Source organism: Planomonospora algeriensis, assembly GCF_977012225.1.
In genome coordinates, this window is the sequence record NZ_CDRNDK010000215.1 from 1 (window position 1) to 10,540 (window position 10,540).

General features: G+C 74.5%; 12 protein-coding genes. 6 read left to right on the plus strand and 6 right to left on the minus strand.

Translation table 11 applies throughout. From position 1 onward, the window contains the following. Positions 1-866 (minus strand): FecCD family ABC transporter permease (locus ACWJ6R_RS21060; RefSeq protein ID WP_449063876.1); only part of this gene is annotated, 866 nt, incomplete at its 3' end. After that, the gene (locus ACWJ6R_RS21065; RefSeq protein WP_449063877.1) at positions 863-1,849 is read right to left on the minus strand and encodes a FecCD family ABC transporter permease; all 987 of its coding nucleotides are present in this window, start codon (positions 1,847-1,849) and stop codon (positions 863-865) included. The genes ACWJ6R_RS21060 and ACWJ6R_RS21065, both read right to left, overlap by 4 nt. A gap of 249 nt (positions 1,850-2,098) precedes the next feature. On the opposite strand from ACWJ6R_RS21065, the gene ACWJ6R_RS21070 reads away from it, so the two are divergent. Both ACWJ6R_RS21070 and ACWJ6R_RS21075 read left to right on the plus strand, forming a co-directional pair. After that, positions 2,099-2,734: an HAD family hydrolase gene (locus ACWJ6R_RS21070; protein ID WP_449063878.1), complete on the plus strand. Its 636-nt coding sequence runs from the start codon at positions 2,099-2,101 to the stop codon at positions 2,732-2,734. A 15-nt stretch (positions 2,735-2,749) separates the two neighbouring features. Continuing rightward, complete coding sequence (locus tag ACWJ6R_RS21075; RefSeq protein ID WP_449063879.1) at positions 2,750-3,391, plus strand: MerR family transcriptional regulator; 642 nt, start codon at positions 2,750-2,752, stop codon at positions 3,389-3,391. 133 nt (positions 3,392-3,524) lie between these two features. Here ACWJ6R_RS21075 and ACWJ6R_RS21080 read toward each other — a convergent pair whose 3' ends face one another. Continuing rightward, positions 3,525-4,193 carry a ThuA domain-containing protein gene (locus ACWJ6R_RS21080; RefSeq protein ID WP_449063880.1) on the minus strand — a complete coding sequence of 223 codons (669 nt, stop codon included), beginning with the start codon at positions 4,191-4,193 and terminating at the stop codon, positions 3,525-3,527. 234 nt (positions 4,194-4,427) lie between these two features. Here ACWJ6R_RS21080 and glnII point away from each other — a divergent pair, with 234 nt between their 5' ends. From glnII to ACWJ6R_RS21095, 3 genes are all read left to right on the plus strand, one after another. Next, on the plus strand, positions 4,428-5,447 hold the full coding sequence (glnII, locus tag ACWJ6R_RS21085) for a glutamine synthetase (RefSeq protein WP_449063881.1): 1,020 nt from the start codon (positions 4,428-4,430) through the stop codon (positions 5,445-5,447). 97 nt (positions 5,448-5,544) lie between these two features. After that, the gene (locus ACWJ6R_RS21090) at positions 5,545-5,862 is read left to right on the plus strand and encodes an SDR family NAD(P)-dependent oxidoreductase (protein ID WP_449063882.1); all 318 of its coding nucleotides are present in this window, start codon (positions 5,545-5,547) and stop codon (positions 5,860-5,862) included. Continuing rightward, entirely contained in the window at positions 5,849-6,304 is a 456-nt protein-coding gene (locus ACWJ6R_RS21095; protein ID WP_449063883.1) for an SDR family NAD(P)-dependent oxidoreductase, read from the plus strand. The genes ACWJ6R_RS21090 and ACWJ6R_RS21095 overlap by 14 nt, the downstream gene beginning before the upstream one ends. 72 nt (positions 6,305-6,376) lie before the next feature. Here ACWJ6R_RS21095 and ACWJ6R_RS21100 read toward each other — a convergent pair whose 3' ends face one another. From ACWJ6R_RS21100 to ACWJ6R_RS21110, 3 genes are all read right to left on the minus strand, one after another. Then, entirely contained in the window at positions 6,377-6,886 is a 510-nt protein-coding gene (locus ACWJ6R_RS21100) for a deaminase (protein ID WP_449063884.1), read from the minus strand. After that, entirely contained in the window at positions 6,883-7,551 is a 669-nt protein-coding gene (locus tag ACWJ6R_RS21105; protein ID WP_449063887.1) for a RibD family protein, read from the minus strand. Before ACWJ6R_RS21105 ends, ACWJ6R_RS21100 begins: the two co-directional genes overlap by 4 nt. A gap of 170 nt (positions 7,552-7,721) precedes the next feature. After that, entirely contained in the window at positions 7,722-9,215 is a 1,494-nt protein-coding gene (locus ACWJ6R_RS21110) for an EAL domain-containing protein (protein WP_449063885.1), read from the minus strand. A 356-nt stretch (positions 9,216-9,571) separates the two neighbouring features. On the opposite strand from ACWJ6R_RS21110, the gene ACWJ6R_RS21115 reads away from it, so the two are divergent. Beyond that, a partial coding sequence (locus tag ACWJ6R_RS21115) for a serine/threonine-protein kinase (RefSeq protein WP_449063886.1) occupies positions 9,572-10,540 on the plus strand: 969 nt, incomplete at its 3' end.

Genomic DNA, 10,540 nt, shown 5'->3' on the forward strand with positions numbered 1-10,540 from the left:
GCCCGGGCCCGGTCCAGCCGCCGGGAGAGCTGCGGCGCGGCCAGCGCCACGAAGACGATGGGACCGGCCACGGAGACCGCCGCCCCGGACAGCAGCACGGCGACGAGCAGCAGGGCCAGGCGGAGCCGCTCCACCGGCAGGCCGAGCGCCGAGGCGGTCTCGTCGCCCATCTCCATCGTGCTCAGCGAGCGGCTCAGCGCCAGCGCCGCCGGGAGCAGCACCGACAGCACCGCCGCCATCGGCCACACCTGCTCCCAGCCGCTGCCCGCCAGGCTCCCGACGAGCCACACCTTCGCCCCCTGCGACTCGTACAGGTCGGCGCGGGTCAGCAGGTAGGCGATGACCGAGTGGAGCATGGCGGTCACGCCGATGCCGACGAGCACCAGCCGGGTGCCCTGCACTCCCCGTTTGAAGGACAGGACGTACACCAGCAGTCCCGCGCCCAGACCGCAGGCCAGCGCGCCCACGGTGACGGCGAGCGGGGTCACGGCGCCGACGACCAGGAGCATCAGGACCGCCCCCACGGCCGCGCCCGCGTTCACCCCGATGATGTCCGGGCTGCCGAGCGGGTTGCGGGACAGGCTCTGCACGACGGCTCCGCCGACGCCGAGCGCCGCCCCGACCAGCAGGGCGAGCAGCACGCGCGGGGCGCGCAGCTCGTAGACCACCATCTCGCTCATGGCGTCGCCCCGCCCGGCAAGGGTCCTGACGACGTCCCCGACCGAGATCGCCGACCCGGTCCCCAGGGCGAGCAGCCCGACCGCGGCGGCGGCGAGCAGCAGGCCCAGCAGGACCGCCGAGGCCCGCAGGTGGACCCGGAACGAGACACGGCGCGACGGGGTGCGGATGATGCGGTAGGCGCTCACAGGCTGGCGATCCTTCGGCGGCGGAGCAGGTAGATGAAGACCGGGGCCCCGATGAACGCGGTGACGATGCCGCTCTGCAGCTCGCCGGGCCGTACGACGATCCGGCCCACGATGTCGGCGGTGAGCAGCAGGGCCGGGGCGAGCAGCGCCGAGTGCGCCAGGATCCAGCGGTGGTCGGGACCGGTGAGGACGCGTACGGCGTGCGGGGCCATGAGCCCGATGAAGCCGATGGGCCCGGCCGCGGCTGTCGCCGCCCCGCAGAGCAGCATGATCGCCGCCGCCCCGGCCAGCCGCACGCGTCCCAGGTTCACCCCGAGGCCCTGTCCCGTCTGCTCGCCGAGAGCCACGGCGTTGAGGCCGCGGCCGAGCGCGAGGGCGAGGACCGCTCCGGCCGCGACGAAGGGCGCGACCTGCCGGACGACCTCCGCGTCGCGCCCGGCGAGCGCGCCCACGTCCCAGAACCGCCACTGGTTGAACACGCCGGCGTCCAGGGTGAGCGCCGCGTTGATCGCGGCGAGCAGGCAGGCGCTGACGGCCGCGCCGGCGAGCACCAGCCGGGCCGGGTTCGCCGCGCCGCGCCCGGTCGTGCCGAGCGCGTGGACGGCGGCGGTGACCAGTGCCGCGCCCAGGAGGGAGAACCAGACCCAGATCCGCAGGTCCGTGATCCCGAAGAAGAGGATGGCGCAGACGACGGCCAGCGAGGCCCCGGCGTTGACCCCGAGCATGCCGGGGTCGGCCAGCGGGTTGCGGGTGAGCGCCTGCATGAGCGCCCCGGACAGGCCCAGCGCGGCGCCGACGAGGACGCCCAGCAGCGTCCGCGGGACGCGCAGGTCGTGGACGACCGCGGCGGTCTCCCCGCCGTCGGGGTGCCAGAGCTGCTGCCAGACCTCCCCGGGCGGGATCGCCTGCGCGCCGACCGCGACGCTGAGCGCGACGACCGCCGCGAGCACCGCGAAGGAGACGGCGAGCCCCGTCCAGCGCATCGAACCTCCCTAATTTTAGGCAAGCCTTACCTTATATCAGGGAATACGCACTTCTCCGATCACCCGTCACCGCCCCCGGCGCAGGCCCAGGGGACGGCACGCGCCCGGCGGAGGCCCGGGGGACGGCACGCGCCGGGCGTCGGACGCGCCGGAACCTCGCGAGGGGGCCGTTTGCGGACGGAGCCGGGCCGCCGGCCGCATTCGCCGATAGGCTTGCCGTGATCCAGACGTCACGTGCGTTAGGCGGCCATGCTCGACCAACGACTCCAGCCGGCGCGGCCGTACGCCGCCCTGATCTTCGACTGCGACGGGACCCTCGTGGACACCGCCGCCGCCAACGAGACCGCGTGGCGGGCGGCCCTGGAGACCTGGCAGGTCGAGCTCGACCCCGCCTGGTACCACGCCCGGACCGGCCTGTCCGGCGACCGCCTCCTGGCCGAGCTGGAGGCCGAGACCGGCGCCGAGCTCGACCACCGGCTGGTGTCGGCCGCCGCGGCCGACGCCTACCGGTGGCTGGTGGACACCGTCGCGCCGCACCCGCAGGTGGTCGCGGTCGCCGAGGCGCACCGGGGCCGGGTGCCCATGGCGGTGGCCTCCGGCGGATCGCGCGGGCGGGTGCGGGAGACCCTGCGCGCCACCGGCCTGCTCCCGCTCTTCGACTCGGTCGTCACCCGCGACGACGTCCGGGAGGGCAAACCCGCCCCCGACGTCTACCTGCTCGCGGCCCGGCGGCTGGAGGTCCTCCCGCACGCCTGCGTCGCCTACGAGGACACCGACGAGGGGGTCGCCGCCGCGCTGGCCGCCGGGATGGAGGTCATCGACGTCCGCCCGGCCCTGCGGGACGCGGCCCGGATCGGCGGCGAGAGCGCCGCACCTATTGGCTAGTTGTACTATCCACTGATGAGGATCTCGCAGCTCAGCGCCGCCTCGGGCGTCCCCATCCCGACGATCAAGTACTACCTGCGCGAGGGCCTGCTGCCCGCCGGGGAGCAGACCTCCGCCACCCGCGCCGAGTACGGCGAGCGCCACGTGCGGCGGCTCCGCCTGATCCGCGCGCTGCTGGAGGTCGGCCACCTGCCCATCGCGGCCATCCGCAAGGTGATCACCGCGGTGGAGGACGAGAGCATGGCCATGCACCGCGTGCTCGGCACCGCCCACTACGCCATCTCCCCGCCGGTCGAGGCCCGTCCCGGCGACGAGGAGTGGCTGCGCGCCCGGGCCGAGGCCGACCGCCTCATCGCCGACCTCGGCTGGCAGGTCGACGACGCCGCCCCCGCCCGCGACGAGCTCGCCCAGGCCGTCCTCACCCTCGACCGGCTCGGCCTGCCCGCCACCGGCGACGCCCTGCGCCCCTACGCCGAGACGGCCATGCGGCTCGTCTCCGAGCACGAGATCCGCACCATCCCCGTCGACCGCACCCGGGAGGAGGCGGTCGAGGCGCTGGTGGTCGGCACGGTCGTGCACGGCCGCGTCCTCGACGTCATGCGCCGCCTGGCCCAGGAGTCCGCCTCGGCCCGGATCTTCGGGGTCCCGCCCGCCTGAGGACCGCCGGCCCGCCGGCCCCCCGCGGACCCGGCCCCGGCGGTCACCCGCCCGCCGGCCGCCGTCTGCGAGCCCGCCGCCGCGAGGTCACCGGCTCATCGGGTGCCGCTTGCGAGCCTCCCCGGCGGCGGGGTCATTGGCTCATCGGGTGCTTGAGCAGCCACTGGGCGGCCCGGCGGAGCAGGGTGCGGTGGACCGGGTTGTCGTAGGAGCGGGTGTCGTGGCCCAGCGCGTCGTAGACGAGGCGGCCGCGCCGTACCGGGCGGGCCCAGACCAGGGGCTGGCCCATCGAGGAGGCGAGCGGCGTGACGTCGGGCAGGATCGTCAGGTCGCTGTAGACCTCGTCGACCAGGTCGAAGTCCCGCAGGCCCTCGACGATCGGGTGGTCGCCGTGGACCCGGACGGTGGTCCAGCCCAGCGGCGGATGGTGCGACTTCGGCCACTCCCAGCGGCCGCCCAGCACCCGGGGCCAGCCCTGCCAGTCGTCGAAGCAGATCGACGCCGCGTGCATGCAGAGCAGGCCGCCGCCGCGTTCCAGGTGGTCCAGCAGCGCCGTACGCGCCTGCGGGGGCAGTTCGAGTCCCCACCGGTCGCGGTGCGGGGCCAGGTGGTCGGGGGTCATCCGGCAGCGCAGGGCGTTGACGGTGATCAGCGCGTACTCGGGGGCGTCGGCCAGACCGCCGGTGATGTCGTCGGTGACGTCCGACTCCACTCCGACCTCGGCGAGGGTCTCGGCCAGGGCGGCGGAGGTCGCGGGGAAGTCGTGGAAGGGGCCGCCGGAGAGAATCAGGTTGCGTGCCACGGCACCACTCCAACACGGAAACCGGCGGGCCGCCAGCGACCGCCGGCGTTCGCCGCCGACGACCGGATAAGCCCAGCTCACCGGGGCAGAACCGCCTTGTGAGGATTTTCCGGCGTCCCTGCCTGCCCGAACGGACTCAAGTAACACCACGTTCACATATGGGCAACAGATGCGAAATCGCGACTTGCGACTCTTCAGGGGCAGCAGACCACTCCCTCCCCAAGGACTCCGCCGATGACCTTCAAGGCTGAATACATCTGGATCGACGGCACCGAGCCGACCGCCAAGCTCCGCTCGAAGACGCGAGTCCTCGCGGACGGCGCAGAGCTCCCGATCTGGGGCTTCGACGGGTCCAGCACCAACCAGGCCGACGGCCACTCCTCCGACCGCGTGCTCAAGCCGGTCTTCACCTGCCCGGACCCGATCCGCGGCGGCGACCACGTGCTGGTCCTGTGCGAGGTGCTCAACCCCGACATGACCCCGCACTCCAGCAACACCCGCGCGCTCCTCACCGAGGTCGCCGAGAAGTTCGCCGACCAGGAGTCCTGGTTCGGCATCGAGCAGGAGTACACCTTCTTCAAGGAGGGCCGCCCGCTCGGCTTCCCGCTGGGCGGCTTCCCCGCCCCGCAGGGCGGTTACTACTGCGGCGTCGGCGCCGACGAGGTCTTCGGCCGCGAGGTCGTCGAGAAGCACCTCGACCGCTGCCTGGAGGCCGGTCTGGCGATCTCCGGCATCAACGCCGAGGTCATGCCCGGCCAGTGGGAGTTCCAGGTGGGCCCGGCGGGCCCGGTGGAGGTCTCCGACCACATGTGGATCGCCCGCTGGCTGCTCTACCGCACCGCGGAGGAGTTCGACATCGCCGCCACGCTGGACGCCAAGCCGGTGAAGGGCGACTGGAACGGCGCCGGCGCGCACACCAACTTCTCCACCAAGGCGATGCGTGAGGGCTTCGACCCGATCATCACCGCCTGCGAGGCGCTGGGCGAGGGCGACAAGCCCCTCGAGCACGTCAAGAACTACGGCCACGGCATCGAGGACCGCCTCACCGGCCACCACGAGACCGCCCCGTGGAACAAGTACAGCTACGGCGTCTCCGACCGCGGCGCCTCGGTCCGCATCCCGTGGCAGGTCGAGATCGAGAAGAAGGGCTACATCGAGGACCGCCGCCCGAACGCGAACGTCGACCCGTACGTGGTGACCCGCCTGATCGTGGACACCTGCTGCTCCGCGCTGGAGAAGGCCGGCCAGGTCTGATCCCGCGGGCGATCCGGGGGACGGAGGCCGCGGACACCCTGCCGGGGGTGTCCGCGGCCTCCGCGTTCCCCGCCCGCCCGCCGTGTAGCGTCGAGTCGTGGATCTCGGAATCGAAGGCAGGGTCGCCCTGGTCACGGGCGGCAGCGCGGGGCTCGGCCTCGCGTCGGCCAGGAGCCTCGCCAGGGAGGGCTGCGCGGTCTGCGTGAGCGCCCGCTCCCCCGAGCGGCTCGCCGACGCCGTGGTGGAGTTGCAGGAGTTCGGCGGGACGGTGCACGCGGTGCTCGCCGACGTGGAGGACCCGGAGGCCGCCGCGCGGGTCGTCGAGGAGACGCGCGAGGTGCTGGGGCCGGTCGACATCCTGGTCGCGAACGCGGGCGGGCCCCGCGGGGGACTTCCTGGAGGTGGACCCGGATGACTGGGACACGGCGGTCAACCGCAACCTGCTGGGCACCGTCCGGCTGATCCGGGCCGTGCTGCCGGACATGCGCTCGCGCGGCTGGGGTCGGATCGTCACGATCACCAGCCGGTCGGCGCGCGAGGCGCTCGACGGGCTGGCGCTGTCCAACGCGACCCGTCCCGCGGTCGCCGGGGTGGTCCGCACCCTCGCCCGCGAGGCCGGCCGGGACGGCGTGCTGGTCAACAACGTGCTGCCGGGGCCGATCCTCACCGACCGGCTGAGGGAGACGACGCCCACGCCGGAGGGTCTGGCCGAGCGGGCCGAGCGCGTGCCCGTGGGCCGGCTGGGCCGCCCCGAGGAGGTCGGCGACGTGGTGGCGTTCCTGGCCAGCGAGCGGGCCTCCTTCATGACCGGCGTCTCCGTCCTGGTGGACGGCGGGGAGAGCCGAGTGATCGCCTGAACCCGGACATGAGGCGTCCCGGCGTGCCGGTCGAGATCCGCCCCGCCGATCCCGTCGCCCCGAACGGCCCGGTCAGGCGGGCGCGCCGGTCCCGTCGCCCGGCCCGCGGCGGCCGTCCGCTCCCCGGACGCCCGCCGCTCCGCGCAGCAGGTGGGCGTTGGGCTCGCGGGCGAGGTCGGCCAGTTCGGGGAGCTCCACCACGGTGACGCCCGCCGCCGCGAGCTCCTCGGCCCCGTGGCAGTCGGCCAGGAGCACGGGCTCCCGCCAGGCCAGCACGACCCGGCGGACCCCGCTGCCGACGATCAGCCGGGTGCAGGTCATGGGGCGGGAGCGGCGCACGCTGCACGGTTCCAGGCTGCTGTAGACGGTGGCGCCGGGCAGCCGGGGGTCACCGGCCGGGATCTTGGCGAGCGCGGCCTCCTCGGCGTGCACGTGGGGGTCGCCGCCCTCCCTGGAGTGGCCGCGCGCCAGCTCGGCGCCGTCGGCGGCGACCACGACGGCCCCGACGGAGAAGGCGGCCGGTGAGGGCGGGCAGAGCCGGGCCAGCTCGCAGGCCAGCCGGAGCCAGTCGTGGTCGTTCACCGGGCCCCCCGCTCCGCGGGCCTCTCCCGGCCGATCAGGTATCTCAGCAGGACGACGTCGCCGAGCGCGCGGACCTCCACGAGGTCCATCCGCCGCCGCGGACCCTGCGGGAAGCGCCCGCCGCCGACGAAGCGCGGCGCGGCGGGATCGCCGACGAAGAACGGCGCGACGGCGAGCTGGATCTCGTCGGCGAGGTCCTCCAGGAGGAACCGGGTGTGCACCGAGCCCCCTCCCTCGACCATGAGCCGCCGGATGCCGCGTCCGGCCAGGTCGCGCAGGACCCTGCCGAGGTCCACGGGATCACCCGCGTCGACCACCGCGGCGGCCCCGCCCAGCCGGGAGGCGAGTGCGTCCACCGCCCCCGACGCCGCGTACACGATCTTCTCCGCGTCCCCGGCGGTGAAGAACCGGCTCGCCGGGTCGAGGTCCCCCGTCGCGGTCAGCGTCACCTTGGCGGGGCAGGCCGGCAGCCCGCGCGCCGTCCGCTCCCGCCGCCGGAGCGGCGAGCGGACCAGCAGGCGGGGGTCGTCCCGGCGTACGGTGCCCGCCCCGACCATGATCGCGTCACAGCCGGCCCGGACCTCGTCGACCCGGTCGAAGTCCTCGTCCCCGGAGAGCAGCAGCCGCTCGGAGGTGCCGTCGTCGATGTATCCGTCGACGGACATCGCACAGCTGAGCAGCACGTAGGGGCGCTCGACCGCTCCTCGCCCGGCGCCCGGCCCATCCGATCCGCGCACGGTCCGTCCCCCCGAATCCGTCGGAGGCGCGCGCCCTCACCGGCAGTCGGCCGCGATGCTACGTCACCGGAGGCCCGGTTGACCCGCCGGGGTCGGCGTCACGCCGCGTGGGCGGTGTGACGCACTCCCCCCTCCAGGACGTCGATGACGTCCATGGTGTGGCGCAGCAGCCCGCGGGCCAGCTCGGCGTTCTCACTGATGGCCACCTCCCACAGGTCCTCGGCCGCGTCCTGCTGCCGGGCCATGACCACGAGGGCCGAGGAGGGGGAGAGCGCCACCAGGAAGCCGTGGTCCAGCAGCGGGTGCCCGCTCGGCAGGTCGGCGCCGCGGACCCGCCAGTTGCTGTGCTTGGCCACGTCGGAGCCCAGTACCAGCACCAGCGGGCAGCGGGCCAGCAGGACGCGGTAGAGCAGGGCCATCTCGGTGTCCCAGCCGTGGCCGTCGGGCAGCAGGAAGGCGACGACCGGGGAGACGGCGGCCTGGGCGATGGGCCCGGCCAGCGTCGGGGTGAGGCCGTTGACCTCCTCCCAGCTGAGCCCGCTGGAGACGTGCGCCCCCGCCCGCACCACCTGGTCCCACGGGGAGATCTCCGGCTCCTCGGCCACCTCGCGCAGGCGGATGGGCGCCTTGGGCTGGGGCACGGTGGCCGGCAGCGCGCCGGGACGGCCGTGGAAGTAGCCGCGCTGGTAGTTGCCGCCCAGGCTGCGGCCCGTCAGGTGGCCCGATTGGGTCTCGACGTTCTCCACCAGGAGCGTGGCCCGGGAGTGCTGGACCTCGCTCAGCACCGCCGTCATCGCCTGGCCCGCGTAGGCCCGGCCGTAGGTGAGCAGGTGGTGGTCGAGCTTGACCACGTCGGGCTCCAGCGTCGGGAGCATCCCCAGACCCGCCGGGCTGAACTCGATCTCGCCGATCGCCACCCCCCACCGCGCGGCCCGGGCGCGCCGTACGGTCTCCAGCACCTGCCGGGGGTGGCGGCCCATCGCCTCCCCGGTGATCTCGATGAGCACCCTCAGCTTCCGGGTCGCCTCCCACACCACCGGGAGCAGGTCCTCGGGGCACTCCACGATCAGCGAGTCGGCGGCGACGTTGACGAACAGCGAGACCGCGCCCGGCATGTCGCGGGCGAGCATCTGCCGGAACGCCTCGGCCCGGCAGATCCAGTCCAGCTCTCCGGCGCGGCCCACTGCGCGCGCCGCGGCGAACAGATGGTCCGGGGCCCGCAGCGGCGAGTTCCGCGGCCCGCGGCTCAGCGCCTCGAACCCCACCACCTGGTTATGGACCACGTCCACCACCGGCTGGAACTCCACCTCGACCAGGCGCCTGTCGATGATCTCGGCGATCAGGCCGGAGTGCTGGGTGATCCCCATGGGCTGCTCGTGCACGGCCCGCGGCTGCATCCGCACCGGGCCGGAGGCCGGCGGGGGCGTCTCGAGCCGGGTCTGGCCGGGCACGGACGGGGCGAGCAGGGTGGAGCCCGCGCCGGGGGCCGCGTCCGGCCTCTCCCAGAGCACGCCTGCGGGACGGTCGTCCCGGACCTCCGGCTTGGGGTCTCGCTGCCAGAGGATCCACCTGGTGGAACGGTCCTCGGTCATGGTTCGGGTCCTTCCTTCGCGGCGCACGCGCGGAGAAGCGGTGGGGTGTGCTCGCCGCCCGGCGGCTCGTCTGCGGCGACGGCGGTGCGCGGGAGCACAGGCGGTCCTCGGCCTCGGAAGCACGCTGCTCCGGGAGGAACGCCCCCCTCATCGGCAGTGCCCGCGGGCACCTGACCGGAAAGCGGGAGGACCAAAGTCCTTCCGTCCCCGCCCCGGGGAACCGTCCATGAGCCGTCCGGCCGATGCGCTCGCGCGGAGTGACATCACCACCACCCTCCGTCAAAGCTCGCGAACCGTGACAACCGACCCCCCGGGTGAGACCGTCGAACAGGCGACGGCGCTCGGAGGGGGACTGCATGGTTCCGGGATACCGCGAGGTTCGAGAGCTCGGCACCGGGAGCGGCGGACGGGTGGTGCTGGCCACCTACTCCGGCACCGGCGCCTACGTGGCCATCAAGTACCTGGACGCCGCGCTGCGGGACGACGGCCGCTTCACGGCGCGCTTCCGCGAGGAGGCGCGCGTCATGGTCGAGCTCGACGATCCGAACATCGTCAGGGTCTACGAGTACTACGAGGACGTGCTCCAGGCCGCGATCGTCATGGAGCTGGTGGACGGCGTCCCGCTCCGCGGGATCCTCCGCGACCACGGCGCGATGAGCCCCGAAGCGGCGTTGGCCGTGCTCAAGGGCATCCTGCTGGGCCTGTCCAGGACCCACTCGGCGGGCGTCCTGCACCGTGACCTCCGGCCGGAGAACGTGCTGGTCCAGGCCGACGGGACCGGCAGGCTCACGGACTTCGGCGTGGTCGCCCCCGGGGCGGCCGGCACGCCGGGTCACACCGCGCCCGAACTGCGGGCCGGGGGGCCGCCGGGCGCGGCGGCCGATCTCTACGCGGCCGCCTGCGTGTTCTTCGAGTGCCTCACCGGGCGGCGGCCGTACCGGGAGGTCCCCCTCGCCGGGGCGGCGCACCGGCGAGAGGCCGCCCCGGCGGAACAGGTGCCGGCTCCGGTGCGGGGCTGGTCGCGCGCGGCCTGGCCGGTGACCCCCGGGACCGGCCGCCGACGGCACGGGCGTTCGCCGCGGAGCTGGAGGTGGCCGCGCTGTCGGCCTACGGCCCCGAGTGGGAGCGGCGCGGGCGGCGGCGGCTGGCCGAGTCGGCCACCCTGCTCGCACTGGCCTTCCCGCTGGCCCGGACGGCGCGGGGAAGCGGACCGGGGACCATCCCGGGGAGCGGCGCCCCGGCCGGACGGAACGCGACCGGACGGAACGCGACCGGGCGGGCGGGCGGATCGCGCCGTCCGATCACCGAATCGGTCTCAGGCTGAG